Source organism: Allobosea sp. TAB14, from assembly GCF_052113865.1.
Taxonomy (GTDB): domain Bacteria; phylum Pseudomonadota; class Alphaproteobacteria; order Rhizobiales; family Beijerinckiaceae; genus Allobosea; species Allobosea spartocytisi.
The window spans coordinates 41,370-60,146 of the sequence record NZ_JBFRDQ010000043.1 but is presented as its reverse complement, the minus strand read 5'-3'; the positions used below and the strand labels follow the sequence as shown (position 1 = coordinate 60,146).

The window sequence follows — 18,777 nt, the reverse complement described above, 5'->3', positions numbered from 1 at the left end:
CCTGCGAGGTGATTCGATGTCGGAACCTGTCGAGATCCCGGAAGGCGGCAACAAGCGCATCGCGCTGCTGATCGCCTGTCTGGCCCTGCTGCTGGCGCTGGCCGAGATCGGCGGCAAGCAGGCCGAGAACGACGCGATCGCGCGCAACATCGACGCCTCCAATCTCTGGGCCTTCTTCCAGGCCAAGACGATCCGCGGCACCGTCGTGACCACGGCGGCGGAAACGCTCGAGCTCGATCTTGCCGCGACCGCCGATGCGGCGACCCGCGACCGGCTGCAGAAGCGCATCGACGGCTGGAAGGCGACGGCCGCCCGCTACAACAGCGAGCCCGAGACCAATGAAGGCCGCAAGGAGCTGATGGCGCGGGCCAAGGCGGCCGAGCAGCAGCGCGACGACTACAAGGCCCGCAACGAGAATTTCGAGATCGCCTCGGGCCTGCTCCAGATCGGCATCGTCGTCGCTTCGGCCTCGATCATCACCGGCGTGGCGCTGCTCGCCGGCGTTGGAGGCGGGCTTGGCGCCGTCGCGATCGCCTTCATGGGGCTCGCGCTGTTCGCCCCGCATCTGCTGTTCTGAGGGCGCTGCTGCCTCGGTAAGGGGCTGCCTCAGTAGTGGATGGCGCCCCGCATGCCGCCGCCGCAGGCGATGGCATCGCCATTGATCGCGACGCTGCGCGGCGAGGCGAGGAAGGCGACGATATCCGCGACCTCCGCCGCATCGACCAGCCGGCCGATGGTGACGTTCGCGGTCATGCCGGCCTCGACCTCCGCCTCGCTCTTGCCGCTCGCCTGCGCCCGCGCCCCGACCAGCCAGGCCGTGCGCTCGGTCCGCGTCACGCCGGGATGGACGACGGTGACGTTGATGCCTTGCGGGCCGAGCTCGTCGGCGAGGTTCTTGGTCATCGCCGCGACCGCGACATTGCGCATCGAGCCGATGGTGGAGCCGGTCGAGCGCGCCGCGAGACCGCTGATATTGATGATCCGGCCCCAGCCATTCGCCGCCATATGCGGCGCGGCCTCGCGCGCCATGCGCAGATAGCCCATCACCTTGACGTTGACGTCGTCCCAGAACAGCGCGTCGGTGATCTCGGCAAGCTTCGGCGGCGGCGCCTGCCCGCCCGGCTTGCCCGCCGCGTTCACGAGGATATCGAGCCCGCCGAGCACCTCGACGGCATGGGTGACGAGCGCCTTCACCGAGTCGTCGTGCTGGGTATCGACGGTATGGCCAACCACCTTGCGCCCGCTCTCGGCCGCGAGCGCCGAGGCGGCCTCGGCCAGCTCGTCCCGGTTGCGCGCGGCGATGACGACATCGGCGCCCTCGAGCGCGAGYTGCCGCGCGATGGCGCGCCCGATGCCCTTGCTGCCACCGGTCACCAGCGCGCGCTTGCCCTTGAGTTGCAGATCCATGGCTTCTCTCCTGTTCGATGAAAGCGTCAGGCCGAGGGTGCGCGCGGCCAGATGATCGGGCCGCGCATCTCTTCCCAGGCCCGCGCCATCCTGAGCACGCCGAGATCGTCGAAGCGCCTGCCGGTGATCTGCAGGCCGATCGGCAGCCCGGCCTTCGTCGTCCCGGCATGAACCGAGACCGCCGGCTGGTCCGACATGTTCGCCGCCACCGTGAAGCAGATATGCTCGAAGGGCTTGGCCGGATCGTTGACGGGAGAGGCCCATTCCGCCGGGTAACTCGGCACCGGCGACACCGGCGAGAGGATGAAATCGTAAGGCAGGATCGCCTTCAGCGCGGCGTCGCGCATCGCCATCATCTGGCTCATGCCGCGATAGACCCGCTCGCCCGGCAGGTTCTGCCCGCGCTGCGCCCATTGGAAGATATAGGGCAGCACCTGGGCCTGCTTCTCCGCCGGCAGGGCGCCGATATCGGCCCAGGCGCGCTGGCGCCAGAAATCGTCGAGCCCGTCGAGCATCGCGCGGGTGATGTGAGGCCCGACCGGCTCGACGATGGCCCCGGCATCGGCAAAGGCTTTCGCCGCCGCCTCGATCGCAGCCTTCGTCTCGGGCTCGACGGGGAGCCCGATGCCGGCATCGCGCTGGAGGCCGATGCGCAGCCCCTTCAGGTCGATGTCCAGCGCCAGCCAGTCGATGTCCTGCGGCGGCAGGCTCATGCCGTCGCGCGCATCGGGCTTCGAGAGTTCCCGCATCATCAGCGCGGCATCCTCAACCGTGCGCGTCATCGGCCCGGCGACGCGGCCGTAATAGGTCGGGTCGATCGGCACGCGCCCAAAGCTCGGCTTCAGACCGACCAGCCCGCACCAGCCCGCCGGCAGGCGGATCGAGCCGCCGATATCGGTGCCGACATGCAAGGGGCCATAGCCCGCAGCCCCGGCCGCACCGGCCCCGGCCGAGGAGCCGCCGGGATTCTTCGTCACGTCCCATGGATTGCGTGCGAGCCTGTGGAAGCTCGACAGCCCGGAGGAGAGCATGCCGTAATCCGGCATCGTCGTCTTGSCGAGGATGACGCAGCCGGCCTCGCGCAGCCTTGCCGCCGGGGGCGCATCGTCGGCGGAAGGAGCGAGATCGTTCGCGGCCGTGCCCAGCGGCACGGCCACGCCCTTGGTGCGGATATTCTCCTTGATCGTGCCGGGCACACCGTCGAGCGCCAGCGCCTCGCCCTTCAGCCAGCGCGCCTCCGAGGCTTTTGCCTGCGCCCGCGCCGCGTCGGGGTCATAGGCCCAGAGCGCGTCGAGCTTCGGCTCCCAGGCGGCGATGCGGGCGATGACGGCCTCCGTCACCTCGACCGGCGAGAGCGAGCGGCCGCGATAGGCGGACAGCAGTTCGGCCGCGCTCAGATCGGCAAGGTCGGTCATCGAAGCATCCTCATTCCCTTCAACCCTCACCGGCTGCGGCGCAGGCGCGGATCGATCGCGTCGCGCAGACCGTCGCCGAGCAGATTGAATCCCAGCACGGTCAGCGCGATCGCGGCACCCGGAAAGATCGCAAGCCAGGGCTGCGCCGCCATGAAGGTCTGGGCTTCGTTGAGCATCCGCCCCCAGGAGGGGTTGGGCGGCTGCGTGCCCAGGCCAAGATAGGACAGACCCGCCTCCGCCAGCACGGCCAACGCGAACTGGATCGTCGCCTGCACCACCAGGATGCCGGCGATGTTGGGCAGCACATGGGCTATGGTGATCTGGCGATTGTTCAGCCCGTTGGCCCGCGCCGCCTGGATGAAATCCTGCGCCCAGACCTGCAGCGCCGCGCCGCGTGCGAGGCGCGCGAAATAGGGCAGGTTCAGCACGCCGATCGCGACGACGGCATTGAGCATGCCAGGTCCAGCGATGGCGGTCATCATGATCGCCGTCAGCACCGCCGGGAAGGCGTGGGTGAAATCGGCGGTCCTCATGATGATGTTGTCGAGGACGCCGTCGCGCCTCACCGCCGCGATCAGCCCCAGCACCGTCCCCAGCACCATGCCGATGCCGACCGCGCCCAGCCCCACCGCCAGCGAGTTGCGCGCGCCGACCATGATCATCGAGAAGACGTCGCGGCCGAACGGGTCGGTGCCGAACCAGTTCGCGGCGGATGGGCCTTGCAAGCGCCGGAGGATCGCCATCTGCGTCGGCGGATGCGGCGTCCAGACATAGGAAACCAGCGCCAGCGCCACCACGGCAAGGCTCAATGCCGCCCCGATCAGGAAGGACGGTGCGAGCCACCAGCGCTTCCTGCCGCCGGGCGCCTTGTCCGCGAGCGCGCTCATGCCTGCCTCAGCCGCGGATCGATCAGCCCGTAGAGCAGTTCCACGGCGAAATTGATGATGATGGCGAGGCCGGCAAAGAGCATGACGAGGTCCTTGACCACGATCAAATCGTGCTGGGCGATGGCCTGGAAGACGAGCCGCCCCAGCCCCGGCAAGGCGAAGACGTTCTCGATGATGATGGCGCCGGCGATCAGCACGGAGAATTGCAGGCCGAGGATCGTCACCACCGGGATCAGCGCGTTGCGCAGCGCGTGCCGGCGCATCGTCGTGCCCTCGCTCAGCCCCTTGGCGCGGGCGGTGCGGACGAAATCCTCCTGCAGCGTGTCGAGCATGGCCGAGCGCGTCACCCGCGCGATGATCGCCGCCTGCGGTAGGGCCAGCGCCAGCGCCGGCATGGCCAGCGATTTCAGCGCGGTGGCCAGCCCCGCCTGCCAGCCCGGAAAGCCGCCCGCCGGCAGCCAGCCGAGTCCGACCGCGAAGACGAGCACCAACAAGAGCCCAAACCAGAAATTCGGAATCGCGAGCCCCGCCTGCGCGAAGGCCATGACGCCGGCATCGGCCAGCCTGCCATGGCGCGAGGCGGCAAGCACGCCGAGCGGCATGCCGATCAGGACGGCAAGCGCGATCGCGAGCACGGCGAGCGGYAGCGTCACCGCCATCCGCTCCATGATGAGCTGCGCCACCGGGACGCGATAGGTATAGCTCAGGCCGAGATCACCGCTGGCGAGCCCGCCGAGCCAGAGGAGGAAGCGCAGCGGCGCCGGCTTGTCGAGGCCCAGCTCGGCGTGGAGCGCGGCCAGTGCCTCGGGCGAGGCGTTGAGGCCCAGCGTCACCGCTGCCGGATCACCCGGCAGCACCTCCAGCACGAGGAAGATCACCAGCGCCGCCGCCAGCAGCGTCAGCACCAGCACGACGAGGCGGCGCAGGATGTAGCCGATCACGAGAAGATCCCGGGCGGAGCCGCGTTCAACGCCAGCGCAGCTCCGCCAGCGGCGTCACCGGCAATGGCCAGTCGGTCCACATACCTTCCAGTTCGGCCTTGGCGACGGTGATCTTCGGCAGGATGAACAGGAAGCCGTTGACCGCGTCATCAGCCAGCATGCGCTGCGCCTGCTTGTAGAGCTCGTTGCGCTCGCCCTCGTCCAGCGTTCCCGCGATCCTGGCGACCAGCGCCTTGAAGGCGGGGTTCCGGTACTGGAAGTAGTAGTCGTCGCGCGCATAGATATCGATGTCGAGCGGCTCGGTATGGGCGATGATGCTGAGGTCGTAATCCTTGTTGCGGAAGACGCGCTCCAGCCATTGCGGGAATTCGAGCGGCTCGATGGAAACGTTGATCCCGACCTGCCCCAGCAGCGCCGCGACGATCTCGCCGGCCCGGCGCGCATAGGAAGGGGGCGGCAGCTTCAGCGTGCAGGAGAAGCCGTTGGGGAAACCCGCCTCCTTGAGCAGCGCCTTCGCCTTCTCGGGGTCGTAAGGGTAGGTGCCGGTCAGGTCGATATAGGCCGGGTGCAGCGGCGAGAAATGGCTGCCGATCGGGGTGACGTCGAAGCCGTAGACGCCGAGAGCGATGGTCTTGCGGTCGAGCGCATGGGCGATGGCCTGCCGCACCTTGGGATTGTCGAAGGGCGGCTTGGCGTTGTTGGTGGCGAGCACCGTCTCGCCCTCGGTCTTGCCGATGGTGACCTTGAGCCTGGGATCGGCCTGGAGCTGCGGCACCGCCTCGGGCGCCGAGAGATTGGTGTTGGCGTCGACATCGCCGGCCCGCAGCGCCGCGACCTGCGCCTGTGGATCGGACATGAAGCGGAAGGTCGCCTTCGCCAATGACGGCTTCTGCCCCCAATAGCCGTCGAAGCGGGTGAGTTCGAGCCGGTCGCCCCGGTTCCAGCGCGCGAACTTGAACGGCCCGGTTCCGATCGGGGCGGTCTTGTTGTTCGCCGCCGTCGCCGGCGCGACGATCACGGCATCGCCCCAGCTCAACCCGTAGAGGAAGCTCGCCGTCGGCTGCTTGAGCTTGATGACGACGGTCGCGGGATCGGGTGTCGCGATCTCCGCGATCGGCGTGAAGAGCTGGCGCTGCGCATTGGTCGAATCCGGCGCCACGGCCCGCTCGAAGGAGAATTTCACCTCCGCGGAGGTGAAGGGCGTGCCGTCATGGAAGGTCGCGCCGCTCCTGAGCGTGAAACGATAGGTGACGTTGTCGGGCGCGATCTCCCAGCTCTCGGCGAGGCAGGGCTGGATCTTGCCGGTCCGGTCCATCCTGACCAGCCCCTCGAAGATGTTCTGCAGCGTCACCTCGCGGATCGCCTGCGCGGCGCCGGAGGTCGGGTCGAGCGTCGGCGGCTCCAGCGTCATGCCGATGGTGACGGCATCCTTCGCCTGGGCGAAAGCGATCGCCGGCATCTGGGTTGCGACAGCCGCCAGACCGGCCCCTGCCAGAAGTTCACGCCGCGTCGTCATCGTCATCGCTCCGTTTGCGGCGGGCAGGATGGCGTGGGTCCGGCAGCGCTTGCAAGCCCAACCCCGCCACTTCGGATGCTTACAAACAAGCGTCTCTGGCGCACTAGTATACCACGCGATTGACCCCTGCTGCGCGCAGTTCTAGAGATCGGCCAAACACTAGGGAGATACCCCATGTTGCTGCACGATGATCGCCTCTTTCCCGCCGATCCAGTGACGCGCGGCATCGCGCGACGGCTCTTCGCAGCGATCCGCGACCTGCCGATCATCTCCCCGCACGGCCATACCGATCCGCGCTGGTACGCCGAGAACAACCCGTTTCCCGATCCGGCGACGCTCTTCGTCAAGCCCGACCACTACATCTTCCGCATGCTCTATTCGCAGGGCGTGCAGCTCGAACAGCTCGGCATTCCGCGCAAGGACGGCGCTCCGGTCGAGACCGACCCGCGCAAGATCTGGCAGATCTTCGCAGACCATTGGCATCTCTTCCGGGGCACGCCGACCAGACTCTGGTTCGAGCACGCGGCCTCGACCATTTTCGGCGTCAACGAGCGCCTGACGTCGGAAAATGCCGACCGGATCTACGACAAGATCGCGGCCAAGCTGGAAGAGCCGGAACTGCGTCCGCGCGCTTTGTTCGAGCGCTTCAACATCGAGGCGATCAGCACGACCGAAGGCGCGCTCGACGACCTGAAATGGCATGACATGGTCCGCGACTCCGGCTGGGGCGGCAAGGTCGTCACCGCCTATCGGCCCGACAGCGTCGTCGATCCGGAATTCGAGGGCTTTGCCGAGAACCTCGAAAAGCTCGGCGAACTGACAGGCGAGGATGTCGGCTCCTGGACCGGCTATCTCGCCGCCCATCGCCAGCGGCGCGCCTATTTCAAGCAGCGCGGCGCCACCTCCTCCGACCACGGCCACGCCACGGCGCGCACCGCCAATCTCTCCGATGCCGAGGCCGAGAAGCTCTACGCCAAGATCCTGAAGGGCAAGGTCTCGGCCAAGGACGCCGACCTGTTCCGCGGCCAGATGCTGACCGAGATGGCCAAGATGAGCCTGGACGACGGGCTCGTCCTGCAGATCCATCCCGGCTCCTGGCGCAACCACAACGCTGCGCTGTTCGAGCATTTCGGCCGCGACATGGGCTGCGATATCCCGACCGCGACCAACTATGTCGAAGCGCTGAAGCCGCTGCTCGACGCCGTTGGCAACGAGCGCAACCTCACCGTGATCGCCTTCACCCTCGACGAGACCAGCTATTCGCGCGAGCTTGCCCCGCTCGCCGGGCATTACCCGGCGCTGAAGCTCGGACCGGGCTGGTGGTTCCTCGATGCGCCGGAGGCGATGCTGCGCTTCCGCGAGCTGACGACCGAGACGGCCGGCTTCTACAACACCGTCGGCTTCAACGACGACACCCGCGCCTATCTCTCGATCCCCGCCCGCCACGACCTCGCCCGCCGGGTCGATTGCGCCTATCTCGCGAAACTCGTCGCCGAGCACCGGCTGGAGGAGGACGAGGCGGCCGAAGTGGCGCATGACCTCGCCTATCGCCTCGCCAAGGAGGCCTACAAGCTGTGACCCGCCTTTCCAACGCCACTCTCGGCCAGATCGCGGCGGGCGTCCGCCGCCCGGCCTATGACCGCGCCGCCCTCAGGCCCGGCATCGTCCATCTTGGCCTCGGCGCCTTCGCCCGCGGCCATCTCGCCGAATACACCGAGGACGCGCTGGAGAGCCGCTTCGGAGCCTGGGGTATCACCGGCGCCAGCCTCCAGCGCCCCGACCAGCGCGACCGGCTGAAACCGCAGGACGGGCTCTACACCCTGCTGAAGCTCGCCCCCACGGGGCCGGAGCTGCGCGTCATCGGCTCGGTGCTGGATGTGCTCGTCGCGCCGGAAAGCCCGGCCGCCCTCGTCGCGAAGCTCGCTTCGCCCGAGACCCGCATCGTCTCGCTGACCGTCACCGAGAAGGGCTATTGCCACGATCCGGCGACCGGCAAGCTCAGAGCCGACCATCCCGACATCGTCCATGATCTCGAAAACCCGGACGCGCCGCGCTCCGCCATCGGCATCCTGGTTGCTGGCCTGCGCGTGCGCCGGGCGGAAGGCCTTGGCCCCTTCACCGCGCTCTGCTGCGACAACCTCCCCTCCAACGGCCATGTCCTGCGCGGCCTCGTCCGCGACTTCGCCGCGCTCACCGACGACAGGCTCGCCGCCTGGATCGAGGCCAATGGCGCCTTCCCGGCGACGATGGTCGATCGCATCGTGCCGGCGACGACCGAGGCCGACATCGCCGAGGTTGCCAAGCTGACCGGCCTGGACGATGCCGCGCCCGTCATCGGCGAACCCTTCCGGCAGTGGGCAATCGAGGACGTTTTCGCGGATGGGCGTCCCGAATGGGATCAGGTCGGCGCGCAGATGGTGACGGAGGTCGCGCCCTTCGAATTCATGAAGCTTAGGATGCTGAACGGCGCGCATTCCTCGCTCGCCTATCTCGGCTATCTCGCCGGCCATGAGACGGTGGCCGAGGCCAGCGGCGATCCCGTCCTCGCCCGCTTCCTGCAGGGGCTCTGGAGCGAGATCATCCCGACCGTGCCGGCACCGCAGGGCGTCGCACTGGCGGATTACGCGAAGGCTCTGCTCGCCCGCTTCCAGAACCCGGCGATCCGCCACCGCACCTGGCAGATCGCCATGGACGGCTCGCAGAAGCTGCCGCAGCGCCTGCTCGGCACCATCCGCGAGCGGCTGAAGGCGGGCGCCGGAATCGACCACCTCGCTTTGGGCGTCGCCGCCTGGATGCGCTACGTCACCGGCACCGACGAGAAGGGCGGCGCCATCGACGTCCGCGACCCGCTGGCGGCGGAGTTCAAGCGCCGGGCCGATGTCGCGGGCCGCAACGCCGAGGCGTTGAGCGCGAGCCTGCTCGGCATCGAGGCGATCTTCGGCAGCGACCTGCCGGGCGAGCAACGGTTTAGGAAACCGGTGACCGCGCATCTCGCTGCGCTCTTCGACAAGGGCGCGAAGGCGACGGCGGCGAGCCTGGGTTGAGCCTCACCGTCATTCTCGGGCGAGGCCATTCTCGGGCGAGGCGCAGCTTCGACCCGAGAACCTCGTAACGAGAAGACTTCCGGACCCACATCCGGCAAGCAAGAGAGGCTCGGGTCAGACCCGAGCATGACGGCGGGCCCTTGATCCCCGCCGCCATCCGGCGCCAGATGCGCGCAATGCTTCGCGCGCTCGCCGCCTTTGCCTTCGCACTCCTCGCCACCGCGACTGCCGCGGCGCAGGACCAGCCGCGCATCGCCATCCCCAATTTCTGGGATCCGCGCATCAGGCTCGACCGGCCCGAGCCCGGCCCGCCGCGCGTCGTGCGCTTCCTGACCGATGACGACTATCCGCCCTTCCATTTCGCCGGGCCGGACGGGGCGCTGACCGGCTTCTCGGTCGAGCTCGCCCGCGCCGTCTGCGACAAGCTCGGCTGGACCTGCACCATCCAGCCGCGCCGCTTCGACACCTTCCGCGAGACCAGCGGCCTGAACGCCGCCGTCGCGGCGTTGCGCAGCGGCGACGCCGAATATGTCTTCGGTGACGGCCCGGCGCTGGCGCTGCTGATTTCCGCCAGCGGCGGCGAGCTTGCCTTCTCGGGCGGGCCCTATCTCGAGAGCCGTTATTTCGGCGAGGGCGTCGCCTTCCTGCTGCGCAAGGACGACCCGGCCCTGCAACGCGCCATCGACTACGCGCTCCAGAGCCTCTGGGACGACGGGACCTACAGCCGCCTCTATTTGCGCTTCTTCCCGGTCAGCCCCTTCTGACCGCCCTTGCCCTTGGCGGAGACCTTGTCGGCAGCGGCGGCGTCTTTCGCCTTGGCCTTGCCCCTGCCGGACCGCTTGCCGCCGCCGCCCTTCTCGTAGAGCGCGTGGAACTCCTCGGCCATGCCGCGCAAGGACCGCCCGATATTGGCGTATTCGAACTCGTTGAGATTGGCGAGCGAGGCGCGACCGGCCGGCTGCTGGGTACCGAAGCCGCGGCCGGGCAGCAGCACGATGCCGGTCTCGTCGGCGATGCGGAACAGCAGCTCGTCGGGATTGACGTTGTCCTTCACCCAGGCCGCGAAATCGTCGCCGTAGAGGTCGCGCGCGATCGCCTCGAGATCGAGCAGCGTGTAGTAGTCGACCGCGTTGGGATCGCTCTCCTGCGCGACGCCGAGCTCGCGATAGAGCGCCGCCTCGCGCCGGCGGATCAGCTTTTTCAGCTCCGCCTTGTAGCCATCGGCCTCGTCCATCAGGGCGAAGAGCGAGAACAGCACCATCTGCACCTGCTGCGGCGTCGAGAGGCCGGCGGTGTGGTTCAGCGCCACCGTACGGCTGTCGGCGACGAGCCGGTCGATGAAGCTGAGCGAGCGCACATCCGGCAGGAGCGAGCCATAGCGTCGGTCGAGCGCGGCCTTGGCCGCCTCCGGCAGGGCTGCCAAAGCCTTGTCGAAGATCGAGTTCCGATGCGTCGCGACCACGCCGAGACGCCAGCCCGTCGCGCCGAAATATTTCGAGAAGGAATAGACCAGCATCGTGTTCTGCGGGCAGAGCGCGAAGAGCGAGCGGAAATCGTCGGCGAAAGTGCCGTAGACGTCGTCCGTCAGGATGAACAGGTCCGGCCGGTGCTCGCGCACGATCGCGGCGACCTTCTCCAGGCTGCGATCATCCATCTTCACCGAGGGCGGATTGCTCGGATTGATGCAGAAGAAGATCTTGATCGCCGGGTCCTTGAGCTTCTCCAGCTCGGAATCCGGATATTGCCACTCCTTCTTCGGATCGGCGTTGATCGCAACCTCGACCAGCCCGTATTCGTCGAGCTCGGGGATCTCGATATAGGGCGTGAAGACCGGCATGCCGATCGCGACCTTGTCGCCCTTCTTGACGAGGCCGTTCTGCTTCAGCGTGTTGAAGATATAGGTCATGGCGGCGGTGCCGCCCTCGACCGCGAAGAGATCGACATTGCCGGGCGGGATGAAGCCGCCGACCATCTCCTTGACGATGTAGTGCTTGACGATCTCCTCGCTGGCCCGGAGCATCCGTGGCGGCACCGGGTAATTGCAGCCCAGGATGCCTTCGACCATCTCGTGCAGGAAGGCCGCGGCCGAGAGGCCGAGCTGGTCGCGCACATAGCTCAGCGCCCGGCCGAGGAAGACGACGCCGGGCTGGTCGCGGTTATCGGCGATGAAGCGCTCGAAGCGCCCCTCGATCCCGGCGATCTGCGGCAGGCCGCCGACATTGTTCGGCATGTAGGAGAACGACAGTTCGGATTCGTTCGCCGCGAACAGGCCGAGCCGGAAGAAGGCCCGGCGCGGCAAGGTCGCGAGGAAATTGGGGTTGCCGCGGCCGGCATTGAGCATCAGCCGGTTCTCCCGGCCCGAAGCCAGCTTGATCAATTCGTCCTTGAGCTCGAACGGGCTGAGCTTGGCATACTGGCTGTAATCGGCTGCCATCTTGCGTCTCCTCGTTTCGTTCAGGCGAAGGCCACGACAAGCGGGCCGAGCAGGGTCAGGAAGACATTCGCGAGCGCATAGGTGATCGCGAAGGGCGTGGTCGGGATGGAATTGCCGGCCTTGTCGAGMACCTCGCCRAAGGCGGGATTGGCGCTGCGCGAGCCCGAGAGCGCGCCGGCGAAGATCGCCGTATTGTCGTAGCGCAGGATGTAGCGGCCMACSAGCATGGTGATGATCAKCGGCAGGATGGTCACGACCACACCGATCAGGAAGATCGACAGCCCCTGCTGGATGATGGTGCTGACCGCCTGCTGGCCGGATTGCAGGCCGACCACGGCGACGAAGCCGGCGAGGCCGAGATCGCGCAGCAGGGTCGATGCCGSCGTCGGCATGTTGCCGATSGYSAGGTTGCGRCTGCGATACCAGCCGAASRGSAGGCCGGAGAGCAGSGCSCCGCCGCCGCTGCCRAGCGTCAGCGGGATCGAGCCGATGCGCACGACGATGAGGCCGATGAGCAGGCCGACCACCAGCCCGAGCCCGTGAAAGACGAAATCGGTCTTGTCGCTGGCGACGATCACCGTGCCGACGACCTTGGCGACGCGCTGCACGTCTTCCGCCGTGCCGTAGAGTTGCACGACATCGCCCGGCTCGATCACCGTGTCGGGCTTCAGCGGCAACGGCTTGCCGGCGCGCTGCAACCCGGTGACATAGATGCCGTGGCGCAGATTGCCCGCAGTAGCGTCCCTGATCTGCTGGACGCTCTTGCCGATGAAGTCGCGATTGGCGATGGCGACGTCCCGGACCTGCACGACCAGATCCATGCCTTCCGAGGATTGCAGCTCCGGGCCGATCTGCGCGGCAACGCCGACGACGCCCGCACGCCGCCCGACGACGAGGATGATGTCGCCCGCAGCCAGCTTCAGCGAGGGCTCGACGCCGACCACGGCCCCGCCGCGCTTGATCCGCTCGATGCTGATCGCATCGCCCTGCGCCAGCGCCTCGACCTCCGCGACAGCTCGCCCGGCGACCTTCTCGACCTTGTAGAGCCGCCCGACCAGATCGGGCGCCGCCGGCTGCTCGCCCGGCCCCTAGACGCGGATGCCGGCAAGCAGCGCGGCTTCCGCCTTGATCGCATCGTCGCGGATGCTGCGCCCCATCAGCCAGGGCAGGATGTTGACGCAGACGATGATCGCGCCGAAGGAGCCGAAGATATAGGTCACGGCATAGCCGACGGCGACATTGCCCTGCAGGCGCTGCACCTCGTCGGCCGCGAGCCCGAGCTTGCCGATCGCGGCGCTCGCCGTGCCGATGATCGCCGACTGGGTCAGCCGAGCGAAACCCAGCTTGCCGATTCTGTCCCTGACAGCCTGCTTCGGTTCCTCCGGTTCGGAAGGCGAGGCGCCGGCGCCTCGCCTTCGAAGACGTTGCCCGCCTTGGCGAAGCTCAGGGCGCGTTGCTGGCCAGTGCCTGCTTCGCCACAGCCGCGAGCCAGCCGGACGCTGCCGGCAGGATCGCGTCGTTGAAGTCGTAGCGGTCATTGTGCAGGTCGCCGCCATTCACGGCCGGGCCATTACCCATCCAGATGTAGCAGCCGGGGCGGCGTTCCAGGAAATAGGCGAAATCCTCGCCCGTGGTGCTGGCCTTCAGGTCGCGCCGGACGGCGAGCCCCGCGGCCTCGCCGGCGGCGACGGCCATCTCCTCCTCGGGAGCCGTGTTGATCGTGGCGCTGCCATGCGTCGTCTCGACCGCGGCCGTCATCTCGAAGGTCGCGGCGATGTTCTCAGCGATGCCCTTGAGCCGCGCCAGCAGGCGGTTCCTGACCGCCGGCACGAAGGTGCGGAAAGTGCCCTCGATGAACACGCTGGTCGGGATCTGGTTGGAGGCGAGCCCGCCATGCACCTGCCCGATCGAGACCACGGCGGACTCCATCGGATCGACATTGCGCGACACGATCGTCTGCAGCGCGACAATGAGATGGCCCATCGCGACGATCGGATCATGCGTCTGCTCGGGGAGCGCCGCATGCCCCGCCTTGCCGGTGAGCGTGATCTTGAAGCGTCCGGGCTCCGACATCACCGGCCCGCGATGCACCGCGACGGTGCCGGCTTCCAGCCCCGGCCAGTTATGCAGCGCGAAGACGCGCTCCATCGGGAAGCGCTCGAGCACGCCGTCGGCGAGCATCGCCTGGGCGCCGCCCGCCCCCTCCTCCGCCGGCTGGAAGACGAACTGCACCGTGCCGCTCCAGCCCTCGTCGCCCTTGAGCAGCGCCGCGGCGCCGAGCAGCGCGGTGGTATGCCCGTCATGGCCGCAGGCATGCATCACATTGGGCGTCTTCGACCTGTAGGGCAGGTCGCTGGCCTCCTGGATCGGCAGCGCGTCCATGTCGGCGCGCAGGCCGACGCTGCGCTCGGAGGCGCCGCGCTTCAGCGTCGCCACCACGCCATGGCCGCCGATGCCGGCGGTGAAGGGCACGCCGAGCTCGGTCAGCTTCTCCTGCACGAAGGCGCTCGTCGCCTTCTCGTGACGGCCGAGCTCCGGATGGGCGTGGAGATGGCGTCGCCAGGCGGTCAGCTTGTCGAGCAGGTCGCGGTCCAAGGCGGGGTTCCTTTCAAAATCGATAGCCTCGCAAATGCGTTCCGCAGCCCTCATCCTGAGGAGCGCTCCAAAGGAGCGCGTCTCGAAGGATGTTCCAGAGCACCCTGGAACATCCTTCGAGACGGCCGCATTCGCGACCTCCTCAGGATGAGGGCTGCGGCTTCAGCCACAGCGAGGTCGTCAAGCTATACTGGCAGGGGAGCACGGCAAAGGATCATCCGAATGCCGCCGCTGTGCGTTTCGCGCATTGACGCACCCCTTTTCGATCTGCCAAAGGGCTATGGCCCCTCGGGCCTGCCGCATATCGGCACCTTCGGCGAGGTCGCGCGCACCTCGATGGTCCGCCACGCCTTCCGCGTGCTGACCGGCAACACGATTCCGACCCGCCTCATCGCTTTCTCGGACGATCTGGACGGGCTGCGCAAGGTGCCGGACAACGTGCCGAACAAGGAGCTGCTCGCCAACAATCTCGGCAAGCCGCTGACCGAGGTSCCSGAYCCKTTCGGCACGCATGAYWSKTTCGGCCGSCAYAACAAYGCSCGCCTGCGYGCCTTCCTCGACSRSTTCGGCTTCGAYTACGAGTTCAAGTCCTCGACCGACTCGTACCGCGCCGGCGAGTTCGATGCGACGCTGCTCAAGATGCTCGCCCGCTACGATGCGGTGATGAAGATCATGCTGCCGACTTTGCGCGAGGAGCGGGCCGCGACCTATTCGCCCTTCCTGCCGATCCACCCGAAGACGCGCGTCGTCATGCAGGTGCCGATCGACGAGGTCGATGTCGAGGCCGGCACCATCGCCTGGACCGACCCGCAGACGAAGGAGCGCTTCGTCTCACCGGTAACCGGCGGCCATGTGAAGCTGCAGTGGAAGCCCGACTGGGCGATGCGCTGGGTCGCGCTCGGCGTCGACTATGAGATGGCCGGCAAGGATTTGATCGACTCGGTCAAGGTCTCCTCGCAGATCGCCCGCGCGCTCGACGGCACGCCGCCGGAAGGCTTTAACTACGAGCTCTTCCTCGACGATCTCGGCCAGAAGATCTCGAAGTCGAAGGGCAACGGCCTGACCATCGAGGACTGGCTGACCTATGGCCCGCCGGAGAGCCTGGCGCTCTACATGTTCCAGCGCCCGCGCGAGGCCAAGAAGCTGCATTTCGACGTCATCCCGCGCGCCATCGACGAGTATCTGCAGTTCCTCRRCGGCTAYGAGCGGCAGGAYTGGAAGAACCGGCTCGGCAAYCCSGTCTGGCAYATCCATRMCGGCAACCCGCCGGCGCCGGAGGTSATCGCCTCGGGCGAAGGCGAYAACGCSGTCCGGACGCAGGTCACCTTCGGCCTGCTGATGAACCTCGTCGCCGTCGCGAATTCCGAGGACAAGGGCGTGCTCTGGGGCTTCCTCCAGCGCTATGCGCCGGGCATGTCGCCGCAGACCCATCCGCGCCTCGACGCGCTGGTCGGCTACGCGATCGCCTATTTCCGTGATTTCGTGAAGCCGGCGAAGAGCTATCGCCCGGCCGACGAGGTCGAGCGCGACGCCTTCACCAAGCTCGACGCGGCGCTGGCCGCCCTGCCAGCCGATCCGACGCCCGAGATGGTGCAGGACACCGCGCTGGACGTCGCCCGGGCCATCCCGCGCTACCAGAACCTCACCGCCAAGAACGCGACGCCGGAGCGGCCGGGCGTCTCGGGCGACTGGTGGAAGGCGATCTACCAGGTGATGTTCGGCGAGGATCAGGGCCCGCGCTTCGGCTCCTTCGCCGCGATCTACGGCCTGCCCAACACCCGCGCGCTGATCGCGAAGGCGCTCAGCGGCGATCTCCTGAAAGAGCACGCCGCCTTCCTGGAGACGCGCAAGGGCGGCTGACCCTCAGGGCGGGCAGTTCCGGGACTGCCCGTCCAGCCCCTGCCGGCGCTGCTCGAAGCTTGCGCTCGCCGTTTCGCCGTCGCGCGCGATGCGGACGACATAGATGCCGTCGAAATCGCTGCCGTGCCAGCGCGGCACCGCATCGGCATCCCCGCCATGCTCGGTCATGAGCCGCCGCGCGAGATCGACGAGGCGCTTGTGCTCCCAGGCGACGACCACGGTCGCGCCGCGATAGTCGGGCGCATCGAGCGCCTGCGCCAGCCGCCCGGTCTGCTTGTAGCCATAGGGCGTCTGGATGGGCAGGCCGAGCTGCCGCGACAGCGGCTCGAGCGTCTGGAGCGGACGCCGATAGGGATATTTGACGCCGTCATCCTTCTTGAGATGGCCGGGATCGGGCGCGAACAGCGCATCGGGCTTGCCGAAAGCGCCCAGGATCACGCCGGGCAAGGCCTGCGCCCGGTTGAGGCCCTGGCAATCGAGCCGGCCGAAGCCGCCGGACGGCTTCTCGCCATGCCGGACGAGCACGATCGTCTCGACCGAGCGCGCGGCGGCGGGTGAACCCATGGCCGCCGCCGCCAGCAACGCGACCACCAACCTTGCTGCGGCCATCATGCTCGTTCCTCCCTGCGGGCCGGCCGATGCCGCCCGCCTCATCCGCCTATAGGATAACCACGCAGACCCGCGCCGCGACCGATTCGAGACTGCGCCGCAGGCTGCCGAACACACAGGACCGCAGGAGATCGACCTTTCCATGACGACCGCCGAAGCTGTCGAACGTGCGATCCGCGCGCGCCGCGCCATCCGGGCCTTCCGGCCCGACCCCGTCGATCCTGCCTTGCTGCGCCGGCTGATCGATCTGGCGGCGCAGGCGCCCTCCGGCACCAATATGCAGCCCTGGAAGCTCCGCGTGATCGGCCCGCAGGCGCGGGCGCGGCTCGAAACCGCCCTGCTCGCCGCGCTCGAGGCCGGCGAGCGGCCCGGCACCGAGGAATACCGCTATTACCCCGAGCGCTTCCGCGAGCCCTATCTCTCGCGCCGCCGCAAGGTCGGCTGGGATCTCTACGGCCTGCTCGGCGTCGCGAAGGGCGACATCGAGGGCATGAAGCGCCAGACGGCGGCGAATCTGCGCTTCTTCGACGCGCCGGTCGCGCTGATGGTCACGATCGACCGCGATCTGGAGATCGGCTCCTGGCTCGATCTCGGCATGTTCGTGCAGAATCTGCTGATCGCCGCGCAGGGCCACGGCCTCGATTCCTGCCCGCAGGCGATTTTCGCCCAGTTCCACCCGGTCGTGCGGCGCGAGCTCGCTATCCCTGAGGACGAGGTCGTGGTCTGCGGCATTGCCATCGGCAAGGCCGACCCCGACGCCCCGGCCAACCGCCTGGTGCCCGAGCGCGAGCCGGTCGAGAACTTCACCACCTGGCTGGATTGAACGGGGAAAGCCTAGCCGCCGAGYGACGCCTTGCGCTCGTCCTTGCGGAACAGCTTGAAGATCGGGCTCACCATCCAATGCATCGCGGCGATGGCGATGCCGCCGACGACGAGGCCGAAGGCCGCCGCGAGCACCGCGCCCGCCAGCCATTCGCCCGCCCCGCTCAACCCGGCCGGCAGGGCTTTCCCGGTCGCGACCGAGAGATCGTGGAGGAAGTGGCCGAGCGCGCCGAGCCCGTAGCCTTCCAGCCCGTGGATGATGATGCCGCCGCCGACCCAGAGCATCGCCGCCGTGCCGACCGCGCCGAGCAGGCCGAGGAAATGGGGCATGCCGACGACGAGGCCGCGGCCGAGCGGCCGCGTCAGCCGGCGCAAAGCGCGATCGGGCCAGCTCGCCTCGCCCGGTTCCAGCCGCCTCAGCCCCAGCAAGCTGGTAGCCGGGCGCTCATTGCCGGCGAGCGCCACGCCGACATCGTCTGCCTTCACGATCAGGGCGACGACGCCATAGACGGCGGCGGTGATGCCGATGCCGACGATGGCGAGCACGGCCGCCTTCATCCAGAAGGACTGGTCCGACACACCCGCGAGCGTGATCGCCATGATCTCGGCCGAAAGGATGAAATCGGTCTTGATCGCGCCCGCGATCTTCTGCCGTTCGAGGACCGTGGGATCGCCGGCCGCCGCCTCCCCCGCCTTCGCGCTATCCTGCGATCCATGCGGCAGCACCAGCTCCAGCAGCTTCTCCGCCCCCTCGAAGCAGAGGAAGACGCCGCCAGCCATCAGCAGCGGCGTGATCGCCCAGGGCGCGACCACGGCCAGGATGAGCGCGCCGGGCAACAGGAAGAGAAGCTTGTTGCGCAGCGAGCCCAGCGCGATGCGCCAGATGATCGGCAATTCGCGCGAGGCCGCGAAACCGACGGCATAGCGCGGCGTCACCGCCGCATCGTCGATGACGACGCCCGCCGCCTTGGCTCCCGCCTTGCCCGCCTGCGCCACGATGTCGTCGACGGACGACGCCGCGACCTTGGCGATGCCGGCGACATCGTCGAGCAATGCGAACAGACCGGATGCCAAGCGTCTCTCCCCTATCGGCGTGTCCGGCAGGATAGGAGCTTGTGCGCCGCGCGCAATCGCGCAAGCTCCGCTTCCCGCCTGACGACGGCACCGGTGCGAAGAGCGGGCGATCCGTGACGAAAGGCGAAGCCCGCCTCGCTTGACCGGCCGGGAAACCGCATGCCATCCCGGCA

At 68.0% G+C, this 18,777-nt stretch carries 17 protein-coding genes; 6 read left to right on the top strand and 11 right to left on the bottom strand.

The features are described 5' to 3' along the window. The first annotated feature begins 16 nt into the window (after nt 1–16). Complete coding sequence (locus AB4Y99_RS08910; protein ID WP_038363148.1) at nt 17–577, top strand: DUF4337 domain-containing protein; 561 nt, start codon at nt 17–19, stop codon at nt 575–577. Nucleotides 578–606: 29 nt separating this feature from the next. Here AB4Y99_RS08910 and AB4Y99_RS08905 read toward each other — a convergent pair whose 3' ends face one another. Genes AB4Y99_RS08905 through AB4Y99_RS08885 form a run of 5 tightly spaced genes read right to left on the bottom strand, consistent with a single transcriptional unit; the run spans nt 607 to nt 6,166 of the window. Next, nucleotides 607–1,407, bottom strand: a complete 801-nt coding sequence (locus AB4Y99_RS08905) for an SDR family NAD(P)-dependent oxidoreductase (protein WP_441523061.1) — start codon at nt 1,405–1,407, stop codon at nt 607–609. 26 nt (nt 1,408–1,433) lie between these two features. After that, the gene (locus AB4Y99_RS08900; protein WP_441523060.1) at nt 1,434–2,822 is read right to left on the bottom strand and encodes an amidase; all 1,389 of its coding nucleotides are present in this window, start codon (nt 2,820–2,822) and stop codon (nt 1,434–1,436) included. Nucleotides 2,823–2,848: 26 nt separating this feature from the next. Beyond that, nucleotides 2,849–3,709, bottom strand: a complete 861-nt coding sequence (locus tag AB4Y99_RS08895) for an ABC transporter permease (RefSeq protein ID WP_441523059.1) — start codon at nt 3,707–3,709, stop codon at nt 2,849–2,851. After that, nucleotides 3,706–4,650: an ABC transporter permease gene (locus AB4Y99_RS08890; protein WP_441523058.1), complete on the bottom strand. Its 945-nt coding sequence runs from the start codon at nt 4,648–4,650 to the stop codon at nt 3,706–3,708. Before AB4Y99_RS08890 ends, AB4Y99_RS08895 begins: the two co-directional genes overlap by 4 nt. A 25-nt stretch (nt 4,651–4,675) precedes the next feature. Beyond that, nucleotides 4,676–6,166, bottom strand: coding sequence for an ABC transporter substrate-binding protein (locus AB4Y99_RS08885; RefSeq protein ID WP_441523057.1), 1,491 nt, complete (start codon nt 6,164–6,166; stop codon nt 4,676–4,678). A gap of 174 nt (nt 6,167–6,340) precedes the next feature. Here AB4Y99_RS08885 and uxaC point away from each other — a divergent pair, with 174 nt between their 5' ends. The 3 genes from uxaC (at nt 6,341) to AB4Y99_RS08870 (ending at nt 9,974) form a co-directional block, all read left to right on the top strand. Then, nucleotides 6,341–7,744: a glucuronate isomerase gene (gene uxaC / locus AB4Y99_RS08880; RefSeq protein WP_441523056.1), complete on the top strand. Its 1,404-nt coding sequence runs from the start codon at nt 6,341–6,343 to the stop codon at nt 7,742–7,744. Further along, a complete protein-coding gene (locus tag AB4Y99_RS08875; protein ID WP_441523055.1) occupies nt 7,741–9,210 on the top strand; it encodes a mannitol dehydrogenase family protein in 1,470 nt (489 codons plus the stop codon). The genes uxaC and AB4Y99_RS08875 overlap by 4 nt, the downstream gene beginning before the upstream one ends. A 176-nt stretch (nt 9,211–9,386) precedes the next feature. Further along, nucleotides 9,387–9,974 carry a transporter substrate-binding domain-containing protein gene (locus tag AB4Y99_RS08870; RefSeq protein WP_441523054.1) on the top strand — a complete coding sequence of 196 codons (588 nt, stop codon included), beginning with the start codon at nt 9,387–9,389 and terminating at the stop codon, nt 9,972–9,974. Here AB4Y99_RS08870 and AB4Y99_RS08865 read toward each other — a convergent pair. The 4 genes from AB4Y99_RS08865 to AB4Y99_RS08850 all read right to left on the bottom strand — a co-directional run bounded on the left by AB4Y99_RS08865 (nt 9,941) and on the right by AB4Y99_RS08850 (nt 14,239). Continuing rightward, entirely contained in the window at nt 9,941–11,644 is a 1,704-nt protein-coding gene (locus AB4Y99_RS08865; protein ID WP_441523053.1) for a bifunctional aspartate transaminase/aspartate 4-decarboxylase, read from the bottom strand. The genes AB4Y99_RS08870 and AB4Y99_RS08865 overlap by 34 nt on opposite strands. A 20-nt stretch (nt 11,645–11,664) precedes the next feature. Beyond that, nucleotides 11,665–12,702 carry an aspartate-alanine antiporter-like transporter gene (locus tag AB4Y99_RS08860; RefSeq protein ID WP_441523071.1) on the bottom strand — a complete coding sequence of 346 codons (1,038 nt, stop codon included), beginning with the start codon at nt 12,700–12,702 and terminating at the stop codon, nt 11,665–11,667. A 30-nt stretch (nt 12,703–12,732) separates the two neighbouring features. Further along, entirely contained in the window at nt 12,733–12,903 is a 171-nt protein-coding gene (locus AB4Y99_RS08855; protein WP_441523052.1) for a hypothetical protein, read from the bottom strand. A gap of 184 nt (nt 12,904–13,087) precedes the next feature. Continuing rightward, nucleotides 13,088–14,239, bottom strand: a complete 1,152-nt coding sequence (locus AB4Y99_RS08850) for an amidohydrolase (RefSeq protein ID WP_441523051.1) — start codon at nt 14,237–14,239, stop codon at nt 13,088–13,090. 222 nt (nt 14,240–14,461) lie between these two features. On the opposite strand from AB4Y99_RS08850, the gene AB4Y99_RS08845 reads away from it, so the two are divergent. Continuing rightward, nucleotides 14,462–16,099, top strand: coding sequence for a lysine--tRNA ligase (locus AB4Y99_RS08845; RefSeq protein ID WP_441523050.1), 1,638 nt, complete (start codon nt 14,462–14,464; stop codon nt 16,097–16,099). Between the two features lie 3 nt (nt 16,100–16,102). On the opposite strand, the gene AB4Y99_RS08840 is transcribed toward AB4Y99_RS08845, so the two are convergent. Continuing rightward, nucleotides 16,103–16,711 (bottom strand): histidine phosphatase family protein, encoded by a 609-nt coding sequence (locus AB4Y99_RS08840; protein WP_208112942.1) that lies wholly within the window; start codon nt 16,709–16,711, stop codon nt 16,103–16,105. Between the two features lie 139 nt (nt 16,712–16,850). Here AB4Y99_RS08840 and AB4Y99_RS08835 point away from each other — a divergent pair, with 139 nt between their 5' ends. Continuing rightward, complete coding sequence (locus AB4Y99_RS08835; RefSeq protein WP_441523049.1) at nt 16,851–17,531, top strand: nitroreductase; 681 nt, start codon at nt 16,851–16,853, stop codon at nt 17,529–17,531. Nucleotides 17,532–17,542: 11 nt separating this feature from the next. On the opposite strand, the gene AB4Y99_RS08830 is transcribed toward AB4Y99_RS08835, so the two are convergent. Further along, on the bottom strand, nt 17,543–18,604 hold the full coding sequence (locus tag AB4Y99_RS08830; RefSeq protein WP_441523048.1) for a DUF808 domain-containing protein: 1,062 nt from the start codon (nt 18,602–18,604) through the stop codon (nt 17,543–17,545). Nucleotides 18,605–18,777: the final 173 nt, after the last annotated feature.